Source organism: Bradyrhizobium sp. 186 (genome assembly GCF_023101685.1).
Classification (GTDB): Bacteria; Pseudomonadota; Alphaproteobacteria; order Rhizobiales; family Xanthobacteraceae; genus Bradyrhizobium.
On the sequence record NZ_CP082164.1, the window covers coordinates 677,720 to 701,905 of the forward strand.

Consider the following 24,186-nt stretch of genomic DNA (forward strand, 5'->3'; position numbering starts at 1 on the left):
CGAAGGGCCGCGTTAGCGCAAAGTGCGCAGCGGTTTTCCCTCGCGACAAACGCGGAACGCGTTTGCGCGGAGATCATGCTCAAACAATAACGTTTCAAGGACGCTTCCCAGCGGCCACGACGGAAGAGGGGCCGGGACCAACATCCCGGCCCCTCTTTCCGTCATGACGGCAGCTCGAGCCGGTAGAAATCGGTCGCGGTTTGCGAGAACAGTGCCGTCTTTTCAGCTTCGCTCAAGGGCGCCGCGATGCGCTTGAAGGTGTTGAAGATCACCTGGTAGCTGCACTGGCCCTTGTCCGGCGGAAAATTGCTCTCGAACATCGCGCGCTTCACTCCGAACGCCTCGATGCAGGTCTCGATATAAGGCCGCCAGGCAGCGGCAAGCTCCTCCGACGAAGGCGGCTTGGCGCGCAGATGGAAGTCATGGCCGAGCAGGCACATCGCAAGCCCGCCAAGCTTCACCACGACATTCTCGCACTTCGCGATCTCGCGAATCGAGGCGCGCCATTGCGGAAACACCTCCTCGCGCTTTCCTGCGAAGCGGCCGACGCCGGCCGGGCCGCCGCAATGGTCGAGCACGATCTTGGTGTCGGGGAAGGCGCGCGCGAGTTCGGTCAGCTCGCCGATCTGCGGATGAAACAGCCAGGCATCGAAGCTCAGGTTCAACGGCGCCAGGCAGGCAAAGCCCTTGCGGAAGGCCGGATCCTGCAACAGTCCCCGTGGCCTATTCGCATACATGCCGGCGACCGCAGGGTCCTCGTCCCACGCCGACGAATGCCGGATGCCGCGGAAGCGGCCGTTGCCGGCGGCGATCTCCGCCTCCAGCACCGGCTTCGCCGCATCGCCCAGCAGCAGATTAACGTGGCTGACGATGCCGGCGCAGATCGCGGCCTTGCCGTAGCCGCCGCTCGCGCTCATCGCGGCGACGCCGTTGGCGAATTCGACTTCGCCTACGGGCCGGAACGCCTCGGGCCCATGCGCGCGATACATCGAGCGGCAGTCGACATAGACGGTGGCGACGATGTTGTGGCCGGAGGCGATGTCGGCCGCCATCTCCTCGATCAGATAGCGGTGGCCGCGATTCCAGAGATGATGATGGGGATCGACGATCGGCCGCAAGGGATCGATGATCTCCTCCTGATGCTGCGCGAGCCAGTCCTCGCGCGGCTCGACAAATAGCCCGCTCGTGTTGGCGGGTAGCCCGTTTGCAGCCATGGGCGTTCGCTCCCCTTATGTTTTTGTGGAGGGAGCCTAGCATCTTGTTTCCGCGCATAGCAGCGCGCGCCGCGCAACCGCGCCCGTCATCGCGAGCACATCGCCGTCAGGCCCTGCGCCGCCTCGCCCGCACATCGACCACCAACCGCCAATCGGTTGCGGTGGCGGGCTTGACCTCGCCGAGCCAATGGAAGGAGTCCTCGGAGATTTCGGTAAAGCTCCAGCGCGTCAGCTCGCCGGATTCGGTCGTGCCCTCCTGCACGATGTCCTCGCCGCGAGGCCGGCCGATCTGCTGCCGGAACACGCTGCGGCCGGGATCGAACCAGGAGATCCGCCACGCATCGATGGTCTGATCGTAGACCCGCAGCGTGGTGCCGTACCAGTTGCCGGCGATCGGAAAGGCCGGCGTGCCCGTGGGACGGGGGATGATCCAGACGTCCTGGACGGCGCGTCCCTCCAGCACCCAGCCGAAATGGATTTTTCCGGGCGCAGTGTGTCTGGTCCCGTCGGTCGCACAGGCGGTGATCTCGGCGTCCCAGTCGCCGACGAAGCGGCCGTAAAGCTGGAGCGCCGCTTGGTGCTCGGGATTCGGTCCGGCCGCGTGCAAAAGTCTCGCAAAGTCGCTCATGTCGATCTCCTGTTTCAAGGAGGTCAGCACGAACGCACCGCGGCCGGCTTGGAGAAAATTGCGCGTCATACGCCATCGAGGATGATCACCGTCGGCGTCGACGGCAGCGCGTCCCGCGACATCCGGATACTACGCTCCGTGCGCCGGTCGATCTCGAACTGCTGGCCGATCCTGCGCATGAAGTCGTCGAGCGGGGTGGCGAAGCGATGCATCGGCAGCACCACCGAGGCACGCAGCCGCTTGGTGATCTCCGAGATGCCGTCCAGCGACATGGTGTAGGCGCCGTCGATCGGCACCATCACGATATCGAGCCGCCCGATCTGGGCGAAATGGCTGTCGTCGAGCTTGTGGTGGAGATGGCCGAGATGGCCGATGCAGAGGCCGGCGACCTCGAAGATGAAGATCGAGTTGCCGTCGCGGATCATGTCGGCGCCGGAATCGTCGCCGAAATAGCGGCGGATGTCGGTGGTGACGTTGCGGATGAAGGTGTCGCCGACTCGTTCCGAGACGATGGCGGGCTTGCCGTCCACGCCCCAGCCATGCAGCACATGGGAAATGCGCTTGTCCGGGAATAAATTGTAGTGGGTGCTGTGGGCCCGGTTCATGGTTACGACATCGGGCAGCCGGCCGACCTGATAGGCGCCGCTATAGTCGGTCGCGATGCGCAAGCCGCCGGGCGTGTCGATGAAATAGGTGGAATGGCCGGCATAGGTGATCTCGACCTCGGCCGCACTCGCCGCCTGCCGGAAGGCCACCGGCATCCCGCGGGGCGGGGCGTTGGCCATCGCCAGGCATTCGCTGCGCTGGGACTGCTGGGCGAGGGCAGGGGTGAGGAATGCGCCGAACAGTGCCAGAGCCGCCGAAACAAGTCGCCGCATGAATCCGTCCCCGATGACGCGCAGGGAAAGTCTAGCGTGCAATGCAGCGCGTGGCCAACAGGGCGCGATCAATAGCGCGTCAGTGTCGCACCTCCTATTCCCGCCGTGGGCTGAACTTCCAGGTGATGGCGATCAGGCTTGCGGTGATCAGGCCGCTGATGAGGCCGGCGACGGGCAGGGTGAGTAGGAGCGCGGCGGTGGCGGCCCAGCCGATCGAAGAGAAGGCCTCGGCGAAGGTCGCAAGCCGTGACGAGGTCTGGCGGCGGCGGAATTGGCTGCGCCGGGCCTGGACCTGGAACCAGAGCTGGATCGCGGTGGCGGAGGCCGCGCTGATGATGACTGCACCGGCGCTGATTGCGGCTTGGTACGGCGAAGCGAAGGCGAGCGCCGCGACCAGCGGGCAGAAGACGACGGCGATTGCGATCAACACCACCTCGATCTTGGCGCGGATGACGCTGGACGGTGTCAGCGGACCGGTCGCGACCAGATCGGGGGCATCCTCGCCCGAAATCGTCAGCCAGGCGAGCCCACCGGCGAGCTGTCCTGCTGCCATGACGATAACGGGCGTGATCAGCGTCAGCGCCGCGGAGCTGTCGCCAAAACTGCGCCAGAGCAGGAGTGCCGGCGGCACCAGATAGAGCAGCTGCATCAGGGTCTGCGAGATCAGCCAGGGATCGCGCCAGAGCAGGATGAATTCCTTGCGCCGCAGTGCCTGCTGCCGCGATCCGCCGCGGAACGAGCGTTCCTTGGCGATGCGACGGCCGGACCTGCCGTAGGCCGCGGCGTCGATCGCGGTATCGGCAAAGCGGCCCGAGAACATCGCCATCACGCTTCCGAGCAGCACCAGCCCGAGCGCCATAAGCAACAGCAGCGCCTCGCTGTCGCCCATGGTCGCCCGCGCGGGCAACCACCAGATGCTGTCGGCATCAGGGGCGTAGGCGGCAACCGTACCGGAGGTCAGGATGGTGAAGCGCGACAGCGTGCCATAAGATATGATCGCGGCGACCTGGAGCGCGATCACGAAGCCCGCGCCGATGATCGCGGCCAGGATCTGGGCGATGAAGCGCGTGCGCGCCGGGCCGATCAGGCGGAACAGGAGGATGGTGACGGCAATCGCGATCGCCGCGGCCGACAGGCCCATGGCGACGACGACGCCGAAGGCGGCGAGCCATCGCGCGCCGCCGCCGATCACCAGCACGTCGATGAAGGGGGTCGCGAACAGCAGTGCCATCACCGTGATCGCCAGCGCGATCGCGGCGATGCGCACGGAGAACAAATTGGCCAGTGTCGCGGGCGACGACATGATGAGGTCGAGATCGGCGCGGGCGTAAAACGCCCGCGTCACCGATTCGATCGCCTGCGACAGCATCAGGGTCCAGCCCAGCAAGATCGTCGCCGAGATCACGATCAGCGAGGATCTGTCGAGCGGCAGTTGCAAATCGGCGAAGCGGCCGATCACCGCCCAGGCCGGCATGTGCAGGAGTGCCGCGAAGGAAAGCAGGCCGATGATGGCGGCGCGCGCCCGCATGCGCCGCCCGCCGGTCATCATGGCGAACCATTCGCGCCAGGCGAGCCGGAGCTCGTGGCGGGCAAACCAGGAAAGCGCCGTTGCCGAGCTCATGCGGCGGCCTGAAGCGTCACCAGTGCGATAAAGAGATCTTCAAGGCTGGTGTCGGAATGGCCGTTCTGCTGGCGCAGCTCGGTGAGCGTGCCCTCGGCAACCAGCCGGCCCGACGCGATTACGCCGATGCGGTCGGCCATACGCTCGGCGACCTCCAAGATATGCGTGGTCATCATGACGGTGCAGCCGGCGCGGACGCGCTCGCTCAACAGACCCTTCACATGGCGGGCGGAAACGGCATCAAGCCCCGTCAGCGGCTCGTCGAGAATGATGAGGCGGGGATCGTGCACCAGTGCGCCGGCAAGAGCGACCTTCTGGCGCATGCCCTTGGAAAACCCCTCGCAACGCTCGTGCCGGTGCGGTTCGAGGCCGAGCGAGCTCAGGAGCTCCTGCGCGACCGGTTCCGAGACGGACGGCGCGCTGCCCCAGAGCCCGGCAACGAATTCGAGATATTCGAGTGGCGTGAGCTTGTCATAGATCATGGGCTCGTCGGACACCCACGCCATCACCTGCTTGGCGGCGACGGGATTTTCGAGCGCATCGATGCCGAAGATCGAGACCGCGCCGGCATCGGGCCGCAACAGGCCTGCAACCATGCGCAAGGTGGTGGTCTTGCCGGCTCCGTTGGGGCCGACCAGCGCATAGAACTCACCGGCGTGAATGCTGAGATCGAGGCCATCGACCGCCAAACGGTCAAAACGCTTCGTTAACCCTCGAACTTCGAGCGCCGAGTTGTCCGGCTTTATCACGTCCACACCATCCGGTTTTGCATTGCCCGCGACCATGACTTGAAGATGTTTCGGCACGGTGAATCGCGCTGCCGCAAATTCCGTCATTCGGGACCGACCAAAGACAAGTCACCGTTTGTTGACAGCGCTTGGCGGTTCAGGCTCAATTGGCGCCGGGACAAATGGCGCTAACGCGGCGAAACGACTGCGTAGCGGCTGGACACAAGATGCGACAAGGCGGTCACGAAGAGCCGCTGGTCGTATCGGGAGGATGTGCGGCGATGCTGGATTTCGTTCAGCAGCTGGTCAGCGGTGTTGCGCTCGGCTGCGTCTATGGCCTGATCGCGCTCGGCTTCGTGCTCGTCTACAAGGCCACCGAGGTCGTCAATTTCGCCCAGGGCGATCTGATGATGCTGGGCGGCTTCTTCGCCTTCACCTTCATCGGCATGATGGGCCTGAACTACTGGATCGGTTTCGCCGGTGCGGTGGCCGCGATGGCGCTGTTCGGTATGCTGGCCGAACGCGTCGTGGTGCGGCCGATCCTCGGCTATCCGCAATTCTCCATCATCATGGCGACCATCGGGCTCGGCTATTTCCTGCGCTCGGTCTCCGGGATGATCTGGGGTACCGACGATTTCAAGATCGATACCCCGTTCAGTCAGGGCGTGCTGCGGATCGGCTCGCTGGTGCTCGCCCATGACAAGCTCTCGGTGATCGCCGCCACGGTCATCCTGTGCACGCTGCTCTATCTCTTCTTCAACAAGACCACGCTCGGAACCGCGATGCGCGCCAGTTCCGAGAACATGCTGGCGGCCTATTACATGGGCATCCCGGTCAAGCGCGTGGTGTCGATCGTCTGGGCGATCAGCGCGGCGGTCGCGACCTGCGCCGGCGTGCTGCTGGCGCCGATCACCTTCATCCATTCCAATGTCGGCCTCGTGCTTGGCCTGAAGGCGTTTCCGGCCGCCGTGCTCGGCGGCTTCGGCTCGATCCCCGGCGCCGTCGTCGGCGGCGTGCTGATCGGCGTGATCGAGAGCATGGCCGGCTTCTATCTGGCGGAGGGCTGGAAGGACGTGGCGCCCTACATCGTGCTGCTCGCCGTGCTCCTGCTCAAGCCCGAAGGCCTGTTCGGCCTTCACGTCCGCAAGAAGGTCTGAACGCCATGCGCTTCCTGTTCAAGACCGACTATGAGGACGACATCAGGCTGTTTCCGCATTCGGGCTACGTCGTGTCATATGGCCTGTTGCTGGCCGTGCTGCTGATCGCGCCCTATGTGCTCTCCAGCTACCTGATGAGCCAGCTCGTCTTCGTCTGCATCTATGCGACCGTCGGCGTTGCGCTGCTGATCCTGACCGGCTTTACCGGGCAGGCCTCGCTCGGGCACGCCGCGTTCCTCGCGATTGGCGCCTACACGGCGGCGTACCTCCAGAAGTATAACGTGCCGTTCCCGGTCTATTTCCTTGCCGCCGGCGCCCTGACCGGCCTGATCGGCGCGCTGGTCGGCTTTCCGGCGCTGCGGCTCCAGGGCATCTATCTCGTCATCGCCACCATCTCCTTCGCCTTCATCGTCGAGGAGATTCTGGCGCGCTGGGAGAGCGTCACCAACGGCAACGAGGGCATGCGGATCAAGGCGCTGTCGCTGCTCGGCGTCACAGTCTCGCGCGACAGCCCAACCTTCTATTTCCTGTGCCTCGCGGTGCTGGTGCTGACCATCGTCGGCACGCTCAATCTCTTGCGTTCGCCGACGGGCCGCGCCTTCGTCGCGATCCGCGACTCCGAGACGGCGGCGCGCAGCATGGGCGTCAACGTCGCGCTCTACAAGGTGAAGTCCTTTGCGATCTCGGCGGCGATCACCGGCTTTGCCGGCGTGCTGTTCGCCCACAAGCTCTCCTTCATCTCGCCGGAGATGTTCACGCTCCAGCTCTCGATCGAGTTCATCATCGTGATTCTGATCGGCGGCACCTTCAGCCTGAACGGGGCGGTGCTGGGGGCGATCTTCATCGTGATGATCGATCCGTTCCTGACCTACCTGAAGGACGACATGCCCGGCATCATCGCCGGCATCGCCGCCACGTTCGGTGCCGGCACGCAGGGCGCCGCGAATGTCCAGTCCAAGGTCGCAGCGTTCGCCTCGCTGAACGGGCTGAAGGGCGCGATCTACGGCATCATCATCGTGCTGTTCGTGCTGTTCGAACCGCTCGGGCTCTACGGCCGCTGGCTCAAGATAAAGCTCTTCTTCCAGCTCTTCCCACTCTACAAGCGCGCCACCTTCAAGCGGCAGAAGATCTACGTGAAGTCGGAGCGCAACCGATGAGCTATTTCCGCGCCGAGAACTTGTCGCTGCATTTCGGCGGGCTGAAAGCGGTCGATGCGGTGTCCTTTGCGGTCGAGAAGGGCGAAATCCTTTCGATCATAGGGCCGAACGGCGCGGGCAAGAGCTCGATCTTCAACCTGATCTCGCGCATCTACCGGCCGACCTCGGGCCGCATCTTCTTCGAGGACCAGGACATCACGGAACAGCCGCCCTACGACATCGCCCGGCTCGGCATCGCCCGTACCTTCCAGAATATCGAGCTGTTCGAGAATGCGACTGTGCTGTCCAATCTCCTGGTCGGGCGCCATCGGCATTCGACCACGCAGCTGTGGCAGGAACTGCTGTTTCTGCCGAGCGTGCGCGCCAACGAGAAGCTGCATCGCCGACGTGTCGAGCAAGTCATCGAGTTCCTCGATCTCGAGGCCTATCGCGACAAGCTGATCTCGGGCCTTCCTTACGGCGTGCGCAAGGTGATCGAGCTGGCGCGCGCACTGTGCTCGGAGCCGAAGTTGATCCTGCTCGACGAGCCGTCGTCGGGGCTGAACGTCGAGGAGACCGCCGACATGTCGTTCTGGATCCGCGACTTGAAGAACGAGCTTGGCGTCACCGTGCTGATGGTCGAGCACGACATGTCGCTGGTCAACCGCGTTTCCGATCGCGTGATCGCACTGAACTACGGCCGGGTGCTGGCGATGGGCTCGCCCGCCGAGGTGCAGCAGCATCCCGACGTCGTCGCAGCATATCTGGGAGCCTGACGCGATGGACGCCGCCGTGCCCCCCGAGATCATCCTGAAGCTCTCCAACATCGAGAGCTATTACGGGCCGATCATGGCGATCCGCGGCATTTCGCTGGAAGTGCCGCGCGGCCGCATCGTCACGCTGCTCGGCGCCAACGGCGCCGGCAAGACCACGGTGCTGAAGACGATTTCGGGCATTCTCGATCCGCAGAAGGGTGCCATCGAGTTCATGGGCAAGCCGATCCAGCGCATGGAAGCCGACAAGATCGTGCGGCTGGGCTTAAGCCATGTGCCGGAGGGACGCGAAGTGTTCCCCTTCCTCTCTGTGCGCGAGAACCTGATGATGGGCGCCTATCCGCGCCGGGATCGCGACGGCGTCGCGGAGGATATGGAGCGGGTCTACGGCTACTTCCCGCGGCTGAAGGAGCGCATCAACCAGCCGGCCGGCCAGCTCTCCGGCGGCGAGCAGCAGATGCTGGCGATCGGGCGCGCGCTGATGAACCGGCCGACGCTGCTGTTGCTCGACGAGCCCTCGCTCGGGCTGTCGCCGATCCTGGTGAAGGAGATTTTCACGATCATCCGCCGCGTCAACGAGGAGCAGGGTATGTCGATCCTGCTGGTCGAGCAGAATGCCAAGGTGGCGCTGGAGACGGCGCATTACGGCTACGTGCTGGAGATCGGCCGTATCGTCATGAACGACACCTGCGACCGCTTGATGCATTCCCAGGACATCCAGGAATTCTACCTTGGTGCCAAGGAAGAAGGCGCGCGAGGCGAGCGGCGCTGGAAAAAGAAGAAAACTTGGCGTTAGAGGAAGACTTGGCGTTAAAGGAAGACTTGGCGTTAAATGGGTTGCCCATCCGCAAACACAGACCGCCGGCAAGGCAGGCAGCGGAAGGGAAAGGCGACAAGGAGGGAACGTGCATGGCCCGACCGGCGGTGCTGACGGTCGCTGACACGATCGCGAAGAGCTTTTTGAGTGCGGCGGAGACGCGTGGCGACAGGCCCGCGATCCGCGAGAAGAAGTTCGGCATCTGGCAGCCGACCAGCTGGCGCGAGTGGCTGGAGATATCGAAAGAGATCGCTTACGCCCTGCACGCGTCCGGCTTCATGCCCGGCGACGTCGCCTCCATCATCGCCAACGCCGTGCCGGAGTGGGTCTATGCCGACATGGGTATCCTGTGCGCCGGCGGCGTCTCCTCCGGCATCTATCCGACCGACGCGTCATCCCAGGTCGAATATCTCGTCAACGATTCCCGGACGAAGGTGATTTTCGCCGAGGACGAGGAGCAGCTCGACAAGATCCTGGCCTGCCGCGCGCGCTGCCCGACCGTGCAAAAGATCATCGTGTTCGACATGGAGGGCCTCAGCGGCTTCTTCGACGACATGGTGATGTCGCTCGACGAATTCCGCGCGCTCGGCCGCAACCACATGCTCGGCCGCGAGGCGCTGTGGCAGGACATGATCGACAGCCGCAGCGCGGGTGACCTCGCGGTTCTCGTCTACACCTCAGGCACCACCGGCCCGCCGAAGGGTGCCATGCACGCCAACCGCAGCGTCACGCATCAGATGCGGCACGCCAGCGATTTCATTCCGGCGCGGGAAGACGAAGACCGCCTGATCTTCCTGCCGCTCTGCCACGTCGCCGAACGGATCGGCGGCTACTACATCTCCGTTGCGCTCGGCTCGGTGATGAATTTCGCCGAGAGCCCGGAGACGGTGCCGGACAATCTGCGCGAGGTGCAGCCGACCGTCTTCCTCGCGGTGCCGCGCATCTGGGAAAAATTCTATTCCGCCATCACCATCGCGCTGAAGGATGCGACGCCGTTCCAGCAATGGGTCTACCGGCGCGCCATCGATATCGGCTATCGCATGGTCGACTGCCGGATCGAGGGCAAAACGCCGCCGCTGTCGCTGCGTATCGCCAACGGCCTTGCCTACCGGCTCGCGTTCCGCAACATCCGCCGCATGATCGGGCTCGACCGTTGTCGCACCGCGTTCACGGGCGCGGCGCCGATCGCGCCGGAGCTGATCCGCTGGTACCTCGCGCTCGGCATCGACATCCACGAGGTCTATGGCCAGACCGAGAATTGCGGGGTCGCGACCATGATGCCGGCGGAGCGGATCAAGCTCGGCTCGGTCGGCACGGCCGTGCCCTGGGGCGAAGTCGCGCTGTCGCCCGACGGCGAGATCCTGATCAAGGGCGACTTCCTGTTCATGGGCTACCTGAACCAGCCGGAGAAGTCTGCGGAGACCATCGATTCCAGCGGCTGGCTGCACACCGGCGATGTCGGCACCATCGACAACGAGGGTTTCGTCCGGATCACCGACCGGATGAAGGACATCATCATCACCGCCGGCGGCAAGAACATCACGCCGTCCGAGATCGAGAACCAGCTCAAATTCTCGCCCTACATCTCCGACGCCGTCGTGATCGGCGACAAGCGGCCGTTTCTGACCTGCCTCGTCATGATCGACCAGGAGAATGTCGAGAAGTTCGCGCAGGACCACGACATCCCCTTCACCAATTACGCGAGCCTGTGCCGGGCGACCGAGATCCAGGACCTGATCTGGCGCGAGATCGAGCAGGTCAACGGCAATTTCGCCCGCGTCGAGACCATCAAGAAGTTTTATCTGATCGAGCGCCAGCTTACCCCGGAGGACGAGGAGCTGACGCCGACCATGAAGCTGAAGCGCGGTTTCGTGAACAAGCGCTATGCCGCCGAGATCGACGCGATGTATCGCGCGCGTGCGGTCGCGTGACGCGCCTGCCAGTTCGCGAGAGCGAAGGAGCGATGGCCCCGCCCTTCGCGTAATACGGGCCCCAAGGAGAGGAGACGTCAATGTCGAGATCGTTGATAGCGTTCGGCCTTGCGGTAGGCGCGGTGGTGCTCACCTGTCTGCCGGCCGCAGCGCAAACCAAGATCACCAATGAAGGCATCTCGGCAAGCGAGATCGTCATCGGCACTCATCAGGATCTGTCGGGCCCGATCAAGGGCTGGGGCGTGCCGGTCTCCAACGGGATGAAGATGGCGGTCGAGGAGATCAACGCCGCCGGCGGCGTCCAGGGGCGCAAGATTCGACTGGTCGTCGAGGACAGCGGCTACGATCCGAAGAAGGCCGTGCTGGCGTCGCAGAAGCTGATCGAGCGCGACAAGATCTTCGCGATGGTGGGACCGATGGGATCGCCGACCGTGCTCGCCGCGCAGGACATCCTGCTCGATGCCGGCGTTCTTCAGCTCTTCCCGCTGACGGCGGCCGAGTTCACCTTCAAGTTCGATCCGGCCAAGCCGCAGGAGCGGCTGAAGTTCAACAACCTCTTGCCTTACGTCGAGAGCACGCGCGCGGCGCTGAAATACATGATGGAGTGGAAGAGCTTCAAGAAGCCTTGCATCATGCATCAGGATGACGAGTACGGCAAAAACGTTCTCGACGGCTTCAACCAGCAGCTCACCGCCATGAAGGTGCAGCCGGCCTCGATCACGAGCTATAAGCGCGGCGCCTCCGATTTCAGCGCGCAGATTGCCAAGATGAAGTCCGACGGCTGCGACCTCGTCGTGCTCGGCGCGGTCCTCCGCGAGCCCATCGGCGCCATGACCGAGGCCAGGAAGCTCGGCTGGGAGGTTACTTTCCTCGGCGCGACGCCCACCAATGTGATGGAGGTGCCCATGCTCGGCAAGGAAGCCGTCGAAGGCCTCTACGCCGCTGCCCTCTTCGAGATTCCTTACGAGGACACGGCCAAGGGCAAGGTCAAGGATTGGCTCGCCAACTACAAGAAGATGTTCGGCACCGACGCCAACACCCAGGCCATCATCGGCTACAACGCGGTCATGACTTTCGCCTTCTATGCACAGAAGGCGGGCAAGGACCTGACCGGCCAGAAGATGCTGGACGCGCTGGAATCGGGCGACAAGTTCCTCGACATCTTCAACTCGCCTCCGACGAAGTTCTCCAAGACCGACCATCTCGCCAGCACCATCACCCAGGTGCAACAGGTCAAGGGCGGCCGCTGGGTGCTGGTGAAGGACAATCTGATGTTTTGATCTTCGCCTCTCCCCGCTTGCGGGGAGAGGCCGCATCGCATCGAAGATGTGATGCGGGTGAGGGGACTCTCCGCGAGTCCAGCTCTCACCGTGATCGTGGAGGCGGCCCCTCACCCCAACCCTCTCCCCGCTAAGAGCGGGGAGAGGGAGAGAGAGAGAGCCTACGACCCCCCGCCCGCGGTGCCGGAATTCACCGGCGCCAGCTCGTCCTCCCGGCATCGCCAGCCGTCGCCGGCTTTCACGAAGGCGAAGGTGCGCTGGATCCTGAGCCGGCGCGTGACGTTGAAGGCCTCTCCGGAGCGCTCCCTGTTGCCTGCTCCCGGCTGTGGACGGCCCGTCCTGGGGTCCCAGCAGGTGCCCGTGCAAGTGGAAGCAACCTTGCTACAGGCGGTGAAGGGCGCCAGCACGACCATTTCGATCTCGCCCGTGACCTGCGCCTCCTGCTCGGTCACCTGGCTGTCGATGGCGAAGACGCGGTTGATGCGGACGAAATTGCCGCACGAGTTGGCTGCATGGATTCGCGCGGCGCAGAAGTCGACGGCGTCGGTGTCGGGCAGCCGCGCCGCGACCTGCCGGCCGAATACCTTCTTCGGATCGCCCTTGGCAGTGCGGATATCATCGGACTTGTGCTTCAGGTAGTCGGCAAGACAGTCTTCGGCGGACTCAAGCTCCTGAAGCGGCACGTTCTCCTTGCCGACGAGATTGCATTTGCGATCGCGCTCCCTGGTCCACCGGCCATATTCGGCGAAGGCAAAGCGTGCCGCCGTCTGGTCCAGCTTGCCGATCAGGCCGAGCACCTGGCCGTTGAGCTCCGTTTCGGCGAGCGCCAGCGATGGATCTGCACAGATCAGTGCGCCGGCCGCGGTGTTGGCTGCGAGACAGTCGAAATCCGGATCGCGCAAGATCGCGGCGCGCTCGTCGGTCAGCTTGAGAAGGCACGCCTTCACCCGGTCGAAATCCTCGTAGCGGATCGTGGCCTGGGCGATGATTCCGCAACCGAGGCTGCGCTGCCGGATCCAGATCGCGTTCTCCTCGATCGCCGGCAGGCGATCGGGCAGCCGGGCGAGGCGTGCTTCGATCGCCGCGCTCAGCTTCTCGGCGGCAGAGGCGAGCCCGGCATCGCCGCAAAACAGTTGATTGGCGGGATCGCGGTTCTGCTGGCAGTTGTTCTTGGCGAACAACGGCAGCTTGTCGGCGATGGAGCGATCGGACGTGCCGGATTGCGCGGAGGCCGGTGCCGCCAGCGAGGCCAGCAGCGCAAGCACAGTCAGCACGATGAACCGCATTCCGATCGCCCCCCAGCATGGTCGAAGCCATGCTAGCGTCCCGGATCGCGCGGCGAAATGACTTTGTGGCGTAGCCCTGATGGAGCGAAGCGTAATCCGGGGCTCTCAGGTTGGCGCTGGTCCCGGATTTCGCTGCGCTCCATCCAGGCTACAGGTTGGAAGATCAGCGCACCTCGGCATTGGAAGCGACCAGCGACATGCGCTGGCTGTCCAGCCCGGAGAACCGCACCGGCTCGTCGACATATTTCATCACGGCGGATCGATAGAGCACGAACAGCGGCTGGTAGCTCCCTGCATCGTCGTCTTCGACCATCGCCATGCGGCGGTTGTCGAGCATCAGCCAATGGCCGTCGAGCTTTGCTGCGGCAACGGCATGCTCTTCGCCGGCATGGGTGTCGCGCACCACGACGATGCGGAGGTCGTCGGCGGCGACGCCCGCAAGCCGCAGCGCGGCCAGCTTGGCGATGGCGTAGTCCTCGCAATCGCCGGCGCCGCGCTGGAAAGTCGCAAGCGGCGAGCTCCAGACGTCGTCGGCGCCGTCATTGGCTGCCCGGATGGCGAGATTGATGGCGCGGTTGGTCTCGCCGAGCCGCGCCCGTCCGTCACGGGTACGGGCCTGATCGACGATGGCGAGCAGCTTCAGTGCAGCCGGCGACACGCAACCCTCGCGATCGCCGTCGCACAGCGCGAGTTGCACCATGTCCTCGTCGAGCTTGTCCTTCAGCGCGAACCATTTCTGTTGCAGGCTGCCCGTGGAGATGGCGAAGGCGAACACGCCGAAGGGTTCGGCGGATTTGCGCACGAGAACGCCGGCGCCCGGCGACAGCAGCGTGCCGGCGCGAAGCTCGGCGGCCGATCCGAGCAGGATCAATCCGCACAGGACAAGGATCGCGCGCCAGGCGCGCGTATGAGCAGCGGTCTCCATCTGACATCCCCTTCCGGCTTCGCCAAGTCCCCCTCGACCTGTACGTGCCGGGCTTTGTTGCTTTCGCGGAGATAGTGCGAGATGGGCCGTTTTGTTCTGCTTAACGTGCCCGGCAGAGCTCCCAAAACCGAGGGACAGGCTGAAATGGGCCTCGCCAAGTTGCGTAAAATTTTACGAATCTGCGGCTAGGAGGACGGTAGCCGCCGCGAAATGGCGCCAATTGCAGGCACAAGTTGTGCGGTCGCCGATTCCGTGTCCATGGCTAACGGCCCGCAATTTCACGGGTTCTGTTAGCTGGGTCACAGTTTTTGTTCCGTATTTACCGCAGTATGTTGCAGGGCACTGCGAAGAAAAGGCGACAGAAGTATCTGCCGTCGATTTTATACAGCGGAATACATGGGGTGACGAGAAATGCGCGCGAATAAGCCAAACTCTACTTACAAATATCGCAGGAATGACTTGGCTTTCACTGGATCCAATCGTCCCAAAGAGGCTTCTGTGAGCGCGTCACGCTAAATCACACAAGCAATAGAGGGTTTCACTAAGGACTTGCTAATGATATGCAAGCTTAAGCGGTCCATACTTATTTAAATATTAACCCTTTTACGGTGCCCCGTTGAATTACGCTGGCAAGTTTGACGCCGCGATCTCCTTGGATGGCCAGGGTTCCCCCTCGCCCGCCTCCGTCCATGTCGATTCCTTTACCGCCAAGCCCTTTACGGCCAAGGCGCACGGTCACGTGCCCGAGGGCGCGTTCGTTGTTCCCGATCCCAACCTGATCTTCCACGGCGAGTTCAAGCGCGCCGGTGTCGACCTCGTGCTGTCCCACGACGATCGCGAATTTGTCGTTCACGATTATTTCAGGGGCGACAAGCGCGCGGCGATCTCATCGCCGGATGGCGCGCACCTCACCGGCGACGTCGTCAGTGCGCTCACGGGCCATGTCCAGTATGCGCAGGCCGCGCCCGGCGCCGCCGCCGCGCAGGTCATCGGTCACGTCACCAAGCTTTCCGGCAGCGCGACCGCGGTCCGCAACGGTGTCTCGATCGTCCTGAACAATGGCGACAACGTCGAGAAGGGCGATGTGGTCTCGACCGGCGGGGACTCGACGCTCGGCATCACTTTCATCGACGGCACGGTGTTCGGCCTGTCCTCCAATGCGCGGATGGTGCTGAACGAGATGGTCTATGACCCCAACGGGTCGAACAATTCCTCGCTGCTCAGTCTCGTCGCGGGCACCATCACTTTCGTCGCAGGTGAGACCGCCAAGCACGGCGACATGAAGATCGACACACCGGTCGCCACCATGGGCATCCGTGGCACGGCCGTGCTGAGCCAGATCCATTTCGTCGTTCCGCCCAGCGGCGGCGACCCGCAGCCGGAGGCGAGCTTCCAGGTGCTGGTCGAGCCGAATGGCACCACCGGCTCCTACATCCTGTTCGACAAGGTCACGCTGCTGCCGATCGCGACGGTCAACCAGGCCGGCCAGATGATCCAGATCAGCGGCGGCAACGTCTCGATCAGCAATGCGCTGCTGTCGCCGGACATCCAGAAGCTGATCACGGACGTGTTCACGCTGAAGTTCACGGACAACAATTCCAATACCAAGCTGACCTCGAACTTCACCGATTCGATCACGCAGACCAGCCAAGACCTGGTGTTCAAGTCGGGAGCCGGTCCCGTCGTGATCGCGACCTTCACGAACCTGAATACGCAGGATTCGCACGGGCCGGGCAATTCCACGCCGACCGCCACCCGTCTTCCCGGCCAACCGCTGGCGCAAAGCCTCGATTCCAGTGGCAACGTGAAGACGGCGTTCACGGTGACCGAGCGCGCGGACAAGACCGGCGACACCGCGGATACCGATACGGTCTCCGGCCGGATCACTTTCGTTGACGGCAACCTGGGCGACCGGCCGACGGTGGGGGTGAATCTCGCCGATGCGCCGAACTACGTCTACAAGGACGCCGGCCTGCACGATGTCACCGCATCGCTCACGGCGCTCCAGAAGCAGGACATCGCGGCGACGCAGATCCAGATCAACGTCGTTGCCGACGGCGGCAACAACAACAACGGCTCGGCGGTCTGGACTTACACGATCCCCGACAACGTCTTCGACTTCCTCGCGGCCGGCGAAACGCTGACGCTGACCTACATGGTCCGCATCGACACCAATTTCGCGGTAAGTCCCGAAACCAAGTTCATCCCCATCACCATCACGATCACGGGCACCAACGATAAGCCGGTGATCACCAGCAGCGTTCCGGCAACCATCGCCTTCGAAGGCGGCACCAGCGTGCCGGGCGGCCCGCTCACCAGCGACGTGCCGACTTCGGGTACGCTGACCTTCGACGACGTCGATCTCACCGACACGCACACAGTCTCGGTGCAGCTGACTGGCGCCAGCCTGCAGGGCCGCACCGTGCCGCCGGGCCCGCTCGCGCTGTTCCAGAATGCGATGTCGGTCGCGATCGCGGCGGGCTCCGACAGCACAGGAGATGGTACCGGCACTATCAACTGGTCGCTGGCCGATCTGCCCGTCTATCTCGCCGACTTCATCCCCCGGGGCGAGGTGCTGACGCTGACCTACACGGTGACGGTCAGGGACTCGCAAGGCGCAACCGCGCAGCAGACCATCACCGTCACGATTACGGGCACCGACGCGCCTGCGGTGGTGTGGATCGCGACCGACAAGGCCGGCGCCCCCTCCGGCGGCTTCTGGAAGGACGCGGCGAACTGGGAAACCGGCACCGTCCCGACCATCGATGACGACGTCATCGTCATCACCGATCAGCTGCACGGCCTGACGCCGTCCTATCCGGTGACGATCGACGCGGCGGCCTACGCCAAGTCCATCACGATGAATGATTTCGGCGGCCCGCCGCCGAAGCTGATCAACCAGAGCTCGCTGACGATCGCCGGCGCGCTCAACATGAGCGCGGATTCGATCCTCACCAACGCGGTGACCGGCACGATGTCCGTCGGCGGCAAGGCCGAGATCCTGGACACGGCCGTGCTCACCAATGCCGGCCATCTCACGTTCGCGGGCGGTGGCGATTTCGCTGCCGGCATCACGATCACCAATTCCGGCACGCTCGAACTGTCCGGGGGCACGCTCAAGACCCTGGCCGACATCGCCAATGCCGGCGGTACGCTGAAGGCCGACGCCGGCACCACGCTGATCGTGGACACCGCCACCATCGAAGGCGGCACAGTCACCATTATCGGCACGCTGGAGCTTGACGGCACCAGCCTCATCGAGAACGGCACGCTGAATAATTCCGGCACGGTCAACGTCAAGGGCGCTGCGGAATTCGCCCATGAGACCGTTTCCAACACGTCCAGCGGCACGATCAAGGTGCTGGCGAACGGCGCGCTGACCATCGACCAGGGCTCGACGGTCGCCAATGCCGGCAACGTCACGGTTGATGCCACTGGCAAGCTGACGGTGAACGGCGCGACGATCAGCGGCGCAGGCACGGTCACCGGCAACGGCGAGATCGACCTGACGGGCAGCGCCGTGCTGAGCGGCGGCATCCTGAACAACAATGCGACGTTCAAGGTCAGCGGCAGCGGCAACGCGCTGGACCACGAGACTGTGACCAATGCGGGCACCATCGAGGTGCTTGCCATCGGCGCGCTGGCTATCGACCAGGGCGCGACGATCGACAATTCGAGCGGCAACGTCATCGTCGATGCCACCGCTGCGCTGACCCTGGATGACGCGACGATCAGCGGCGGCGCCATCAAGGGAGCCGGCACCATCGACGTTACCGGCGCCAGCAAGATCGACGGCGGGGCCACGCTCAGCGTTACCGCGGTCACGGCCGATGCCAAGCTGACGTTGGACGGCGTCACGGTGTCCGGAAGCGTCATCACCGACAAGTCCAGCATCGAGCTCGACAACGTCGTCAAGCTCAAGGATGGCGCCAAGATCCAGGGCGCCTCCGCGGCCGCCAAGGGCGCAATCACCAACACCGGCACGCTCGAGATCGCGGGTGCTGCGACGCTGCTCAATGACGTCCTCACCAACACCGGCACGCTGGCCGCGATCAATGGCGGCACGCTGAAGCTGATCTCGACCACGGTGACCGGCGGCACGGTGACGATATCAGGCACGCTGGAATCGGCCGGCACGAGTGCGATCGACAACGCTGACATCACCAACAGCGGCACGATCGCCGTCACCAGCGGCACGTTGACGATCGATCCGGGCGTCCTTCAAGCCATCACCAATCACAATCTGATCAAGGTGGTCACCGGCGGTACGCTGAAGCTGACGACCGCCATCGTTGCCAACACCGGCGGGACGATCACGGTCGACGGTACATCGAAACTCTATCTGTCCGACGTTTCGATCAATGGCGGCAGCCTGAGCAATTCCGGCAATCTCTACGGTGTGTCCGGGTCCAACGCGATCTCGGCCGCGGTCACCAACACCGGCACCATCGAGGTGCAGGCCGGCACGCTGAACCTCTCCGGCGGCCTCAGCGGCGTCGGCTCGCTGATCATCGACAACGGCGCGACGCTCGAGCTTGCGGGGGCGACCGCGCAGACGATTACCTTCGCGGGCGGCGCCGATACGCTTCTCCTCGACAAGGTCGCCGGCCTGAGCTTTACCGGCACCATCGCCGGCCAGTCGACCAACGGCGGCACGTTCACGATCACGGGTGCGGCCGACATCACCAGCGCGAGCGGCGATGCGCTCGACTTCACAGCGTCGGGCGGCACGAGCGGTAGCCACGCCGACGTCGTGCTCACCCCCACCGGCGCACTGACTGGCGCGGCCAATGGCATCGTCGTCACCCAGAACGGCACCGGCGGCATTTCGCTGACGGCGACAAAGGACGTCACCGGCCTGAACGGCAATGGTATCACGCTGCGCGACAGCGCAACCGGCGTCGGCGGCATCACCGTCGGCAACGTCACCGGCAAGGCAACCGGCACCGGCGCGAACTCGGTCGGTGTCCTCGTCGAGAATTTGAATGCCGCCAATAACGGCGACATCTCGATCACCCAGCTCGGCGGCGCCGTGGGCGACGCTTACGGCATCGATGCGCACACCGAGGGCGGCGGCGACATCATCATCGACGCCGGTGGCACCATTACGGGTAGCTCGATCTACGGCATCCGGTCGCGCAGCTACGGCGCTGGCGACCAGACCGTCACGACCGAGGCCGGCAGCGTCGTCACCTCGGGCAGCTCCGGCATCATCGCCGTCAACCGAGCGATTTCCCTCGGCGCAGCATCCAATAGCACCATCACCGTGAACGCCTACGGCACGATCAACTCGGGCAGCAGCCCGAACCTGAGCGGCAATTCGCCGGCCGGCATCCAGGCCGGCTACACCGGCGCCACGACCGGGACCAATGCCAATACCGGCGTCAACGGCACGGTCGTCGTCAACAACCATGCTGACATCACCGCCGCGGCGGGCTTCGGCATCGACGCCTATAATTACGGCAATGGCGATGTCACGGTGAACAGCGCCAACGGGACGGCGATTTCCGTCTCCGGCTCCCAGGGTATCGGCATCAACGCCTCCGCGTTGAGCGGCGGCACCGGCGACGTGACGATCGCGCTCGGCAAGGATGTCACGATCTCGGGCGCGACGAGCTACGGCGTCAGGGCCTACAGCATCGATGCGGGCGACATCAGCGTCACCCTGGCGAACGGCGACAGCATCACGTCCAGCAGCTCCGGCATCGTGGCGGTGAATTTTGCGACCGCGATTGCAAGCAGCCTGGGCAGCACGATCTCGGTCGAGGCGCATGGCACCATCCATTCCGGCTCCACGCTGAACAACGACGGCACCACGCCGGGGGCGATCATCGCCGGCTACAAGCCGGGCGGGAACGGCGTGTTCTCCAACGCGGTCAACGGGGACGTCACCGCCAACAGCGATGCGACGATCACCGCGGCTGCCGGCTACGGTATCGAAGCGTTCACCTGGGGCGTCGGCAATGTCGCGGTCACGACCGGCGCGACGGCGTCGATCACTGCCGCGGGCACCGCGATCGGCGCCTTCGATCACGGCGGCGGCAATGTCAGCGTCACCAACAATGGCTCCGCCACCGGCGCGGTCGGCGTCTCCGCCATCGCCAACGGCAGCGGCGCTATCACCATCGTCAATCACGGCGATATTACCAGCACAAGCCTGGCCGGCATCAGCGTCACGCAGAACGAGGCCGGCGCGACTGGCTCGACCCACATCACCAATACCGGCTCGATCGTGGCTCCGACCGCTCACGCCGCGATCTTCATCCAGGAGAATGCGACCGGCTCGGCGCTGATCGACAATTCCGGAACGATCGGGCCCGCCGTCGCCTCCACTGTGACCTCGATGACCTACGCCATCGTCGAGACCGGCGGCGCCATCACGATCAACAACACCGGCCACATCAACGGCAATATCTCGGTCGCAACCGCGACCTTCAACAACGAGCTGGGCGGCACCTGGACGGTCGCCGGCACCAGCGTCTTCGGTAATCTGTCCTCGATCGGCAACGCCGGCGAAATCGATCTGCTCAATGGCGCCTCGGTTTCCGGGACCGGCCTGAGCATCGCAAACTCCCACGAGATCGAAAGCTGGGGCACGGCGTCGATCTCAGGCACCATCGCCAACACTGGCACCATCGAGGTTCACACCGGAACCCTGGCGCTGTTCGGCTCGCTGTCCGGCTCCGGCTCGGTCACGATCGACGCTGGCGCGACGCTCGAGGTCAATGCCACGGTGTCGCAAACCATCACCTTCGGTGGCGGCGGTGCCGAGCTCCAGATCGACACCGGCAGCTTCGGCGGTTCGATCGCGGGCTTCGCCGCGACCGACAAGCTCGACCTGTCGACCATCAAATATGATGGCGGCACCTCTGCGACCTACGATCCCATCACCGGCAATCTCGCCGTGAGCGACGCCTACGGCCACACCATTACGCTGCATCTCATCGGCAGCGACTACAGTAACGCGCATTTCGCGGGCAGCAGCGACGGCCATGGCGGCACGCTGATCACGCTCAATGCGGACGACGACGCGCCGGTCTTCACCGCGGCCGAGGCGTCGCCGAGCGTGAGCTTCTCCGAGCTTGCGAGCACCACTGGCGCCTCCGCGCTCGACCCGGCATCGGGCGGAACCGGTGCGATTCATTTCAAGGACGTCGATCTCACCGACCGGCCGTCCGCATCCATCACGACTCAGACGGTGAGCTGGACAGACGCCGATCACACCACCAACCTCTCTGGGTTGCTTACGACGGACGAGATCAACGCGCTCGAACACGCCCTGACCCTTCAGCAGACCGGCAACAAGAACAACGGCGCGGTCGGCTGGAGCTATTCCATCGCCGACGACGCGCTGGATTTCCTCGGCGAGGACCAGACCGCGAAGATAGTGTCCACCATCACGCTCAACGACGGCCAGGGCCGGAGCGATACGGCTGAAGTCACGGTCACGATCACCGGCAAGAACGACGCGCCAGCGATCACAGTTGAAACGAGCGACAGCAACGCCGCGAGCCTGCTCGAGACGAATGCGGGGCTGGCCACCTCGGGCAAGCTGACCGTGTCCGACGCCGACGCTACCGATCACGTGAGCGTCGCACGTGATGACGACGTCGTCGTTCATCTCAACGGCGTGTTGCAGACGGACGGGATCGGCTGTCTCACGGAAGCCGATCTGTTGAACTATCTGACCGTGCAGTCCGGCGACATCCTGAACGGCGCCGCCACCCATGCCCATCTCACGTGGGACTTCAATTCGGGCACCCAGGCCTTCGACTTCCTTGCCGCCGGCCAGACGCTGTCGCTGCAATATACGATCGTTCCGGACGACGGGCACACCGCAACAGGCACCGGCAACGGCGTCGTTACCATCAATATCGCCGGCAGCAATGACGCGCCGACGATCCAGGCGGCGACGCTGGCTTCGGTCAGCGGAGATGATGCCAATCCGGACGGGACGAGCGTCGGCGACCTATTTGCCGGCAAGGTTCACGACGTCGACGATGGCGCGAGCTTCAAGGCTGTCGCGATCAGCGCCGATAATGCCTGCTCCGATCAAGGAGTATGGCAATACGAAATCACCGGCACCGATCGGTGGGTTGATATCACCGGTGTGAGCGACACCAGCGCGCTCGTGCTGAGCACCGACACGCTGATCCGGTTCGTCCCGACCGAGGGTTTCACCGGGGCGCCCGGCGCGCTCGAGATGCACGCTCTCGACGATACGTATGCCGGCGCCATCACCACCACGACATCTCCTGCCGCGATTGACATCACGGACTCCGGCATCGGCCACGGCGGCAACACGCCGGTGTCCGATCAGGCCGCATCGGTCGGCGTCGACGTGACGGTGCCGCCGGACGTGCTGGTCGCGAACGACGATACGCTTGACAACGCCACGCCGCCTTCGCCGGACGCTGGCTGGATGCTCGACACGGAGAACGGTCACTACTACCGCATTGTCGTTTCGGAAGTGACCTGGGATCAGGCGAATGCCAATGCGATCGGGGACGGCGCCTATCTCGCGACCGTCACGAGCCAGCACGAGAGCGGTTTCATCGCCAACCTGCCGGGCTGGGACGACGTCCGCTACGGTGTGTGGAGCGGAGGCCAGAGCCTCGACGACAATCTGCAAACGTCAAGTCACTGGACATGGGTCACGGGGCCTGAGGCTGGCTCCGATTTCACCTATACGGCATGGCGGGATGGCGAGCCGAACGGCTGGGGCAGCGATACTGTCGGCTATATGGTGGTAGAGGACAGAGGCGCCGACTGGAACGATGTGCCGCGGTATTTCGATAACCGCGCTTATGTCGAGGAGTGGGGCGGGCAGCAGGACCAGGTAGCGTTCCGGGAAAATACCGGGACCACGCTGACGACCGCGCAATTGCTGGCCAACGATACCGATTCCGCGGGCAACCCCATCACCGTCACGTCGGTCGGCGATCTCTCCGGTCATAGCGCCCATGGCGGCACAGTTGCGCTCAACGGCAACGTCATCACCTATGCGCCGGCGACAGACTATTTCGGCGCCGACAGCTTTACCTATACGATCTCCGACGGCGTCAAGACTTCGACCGCGACCGTGTCCTTCGCCGTCGACCAATCTCCGGTGATCGACACCACGCATTTTGTCCACACCCACAACGAGGACAACAGCGAGACGGTGACGGGCCTGTCCGTCTCGGGGCCGTCGACCGAGACCTACAACCTGAGCGCTGTGACGGCCGGCGCGACCGATGGCAGCAGCGTCTGCCCCTCCCAGCACGACGGCGTCTCGCTTGACCAGGTCAATGCAGACCTTGCCAGCGTGACCTACACGCCCGGAGCCACGCCGCCGGTCAATGACATGATCACCTTCTCCGTGACCGACAGTCTCGGCATCAAGGATACCGTCAACTTCATCTTCAACGAAAGCGGCGAGGGTCCGGTGACACTGACCGGCACGACGGGCAAGGACGTCATCTTCGCCACCGAGTCGAGCGACACGCTGATCGGCGGTGGCGCCAAGGACCAGTTCGTGTTCGCGCCGGCGTCGTCGCAGGATACCGTCCAGCACACCGTGAACGATTTCGAGATCGGCCTCGACAAGATCGATCTGCGGCAGTTCACCAGTATCACGTCATGGACGCAGGTATCCTCGCTCGCGGCGCAGCAAGGCGACGATACCCTGCTGACGCTCGATAACAACGACAAGATCCTCCTGAAGAACACCGTTGCCAATAATCTCCACGCCGGCGACTTCATTCTTCATGTGAGTTAGAGGCAACCCCTTCCGGGGAAGTGGCCCTTCATTCCGCTTTGATCGCGACAAA

Annotated in this window: 14 protein-coding genes; 7 read left to right on the top strand and 7 right to left on the bottom strand. The window is 64.1% G+C overall.

Annotated elements, in window-relative coordinates; all coding sequences use genetic code 11:
* Positions 1–161 precede the first annotated feature (161 nt).
* The 5 genes from IVB18_RS03095 to IVB18_RS03115 form a co-directional block, all read right to left on the bottom strand.
* Complete coding sequence (locus tag IVB18_RS03095; RefSeq protein WP_247987875.1) at positions 162–1,214, bottom strand: amidohydrolase family protein; 1,053 nt, start codon at positions 1,212–1,214, stop codon at positions 162–164.
* Positions 1,215–1,320: 106 nt separating this feature from the next.
* A complete protein-coding gene (locus IVB18_RS03100; protein ID WP_247987876.1) occupies positions 1,321–1,842 on the bottom strand; it encodes a hypothetical protein in 522 nt (173 codons plus the stop codon).
* A gap of 65 nt (positions 1,843–1,907) precedes the next feature.
* Entirely contained in the window at positions 1,908–2,720 is an 813-nt protein-coding gene (locus IVB18_RS03105; protein WP_247987877.1) for an MBL fold metallo-hydrolase, read from the bottom strand.
* Positions 2,721–2,814: 94 nt separating this feature from the next.
* Positions 2,815–4,341: a permease gene (locus IVB18_RS03110; protein ID WP_247987878.1), complete on the bottom strand. Its 1,527-nt coding sequence runs from the start codon at positions 4,339–4,341 to the stop codon at positions 2,815–2,817.
* A complete protein-coding gene (locus IVB18_RS03115; RefSeq protein ID WP_247991947.1) occupies positions 4,338–5,087 on the bottom strand; it encodes an ABC transporter ATP-binding protein in 750 nt (249 codons plus the stop codon). Before IVB18_RS03115 ends, IVB18_RS03110 begins: the two co-directional genes overlap by 4 nt.
* 263 nt (positions 5,088–5,350) lie before the next feature.
* Between IVB18_RS03115 and IVB18_RS03120 the strand changes: the two genes are divergently transcribed.
* The 6 genes from IVB18_RS03120 (at position 5,351) to IVB18_RS03145 (ending at position 12,163) form a co-directional block, all read left to right on the top strand.
* A complete protein-coding gene (locus tag IVB18_RS03120) occupies positions 5,351–6,226 on the top strand; it encodes a branched-chain amino acid ABC transporter permease (protein ID WP_247987879.1) in 876 nt (291 codons plus the stop codon).
* Positions 6,227–6,231: 5 nt separating this feature from the next.
* Positions 6,232–7,383 carry a branched-chain amino acid ABC transporter permease gene (locus IVB18_RS03125; RefSeq protein WP_247987880.1) on the top strand — a complete coding sequence of 384 codons (1,152 nt, stop codon included), beginning with the start codon at positions 6,232–6,234 and terminating at the stop codon, positions 7,381–7,383.
* Positions 7,380–8,138, top strand: a complete 759-nt coding sequence (locus IVB18_RS03130) for an ABC transporter ATP-binding protein (protein ID WP_247987881.1) — start codon at positions 7,380–7,382, stop codon at positions 8,136–8,138. The genes IVB18_RS03125 and IVB18_RS03130 overlap by 4 nt, the downstream gene beginning before the upstream one ends.
* Positions 8,139–8,142: 4 nt before the next feature.
* Complete coding sequence (locus IVB18_RS03135; protein ID WP_247987882.1) at positions 8,143–8,931, top strand: ABC transporter ATP-binding protein; 789 nt, start codon at positions 8,143–8,145, stop codon at positions 8,929–8,931.
* 113 nt (positions 8,932–9,044) lie between these two features.
* Positions 9,045–10,883 carry an AMP-dependent synthetase/ligase gene (locus IVB18_RS03140; protein ID WP_247987883.1) on the top strand — a complete coding sequence of 613 codons (1,839 nt, stop codon included), beginning with the start codon at positions 9,045–9,047 and terminating at the stop codon, positions 10,881–10,883.
* Between the two features lie 80 nt (positions 10,884–10,963).
* The gene (locus IVB18_RS03145; protein ID WP_247987884.1) at positions 10,964–12,163 is read left to right on the top strand and encodes an ABC transporter substrate-binding protein; all 1,200 of its coding nucleotides are present in this window, start codon (positions 10,964–10,966) and stop codon (positions 12,161–12,163) included.
* A gap of 161 nt (positions 12,164–12,324) precedes the next feature.
* Here IVB18_RS03145 and IVB18_RS03150 read toward each other — a convergent pair whose 3' ends face one another.
* Together IVB18_RS03150 and IVB18_RS03155 are read right to left on the bottom strand one after the other, a co-directional pair.
* Positions 12,325–13,449, bottom strand: a complete 1,125-nt coding sequence (locus IVB18_RS03150) for a hypothetical protein (protein ID WP_247987885.1) — start codon at positions 13,447–13,449, stop codon at positions 12,325–12,327.
* Between the two features lie 163 nt (positions 13,450–13,612).
* Positions 13,613–14,374 (bottom strand): transglutaminase-like cysteine peptidase, encoded by a 762-nt coding sequence (locus tag IVB18_RS03155; RefSeq protein ID WP_247987886.1) that lies wholly within the window; start codon positions 14,372–14,374, stop codon positions 13,613–13,615.
* Positions 14,375–14,990: 616 nt separating this feature from the next.
* Between IVB18_RS03155 and IVB18_RS03160 the strand changes: the two genes are divergently transcribed.
* Positions 14,991–24,134 (top strand): cadherin-like domain-containing protein, encoded by a 9,144-nt coding sequence (locus tag IVB18_RS03160; protein ID WP_247987887.1) that lies wholly within the window; start codon positions 14,991–14,993, stop codon positions 24,132–24,134.
* Positions 24,135–24,186: the final 52 nt, after the last annotated feature.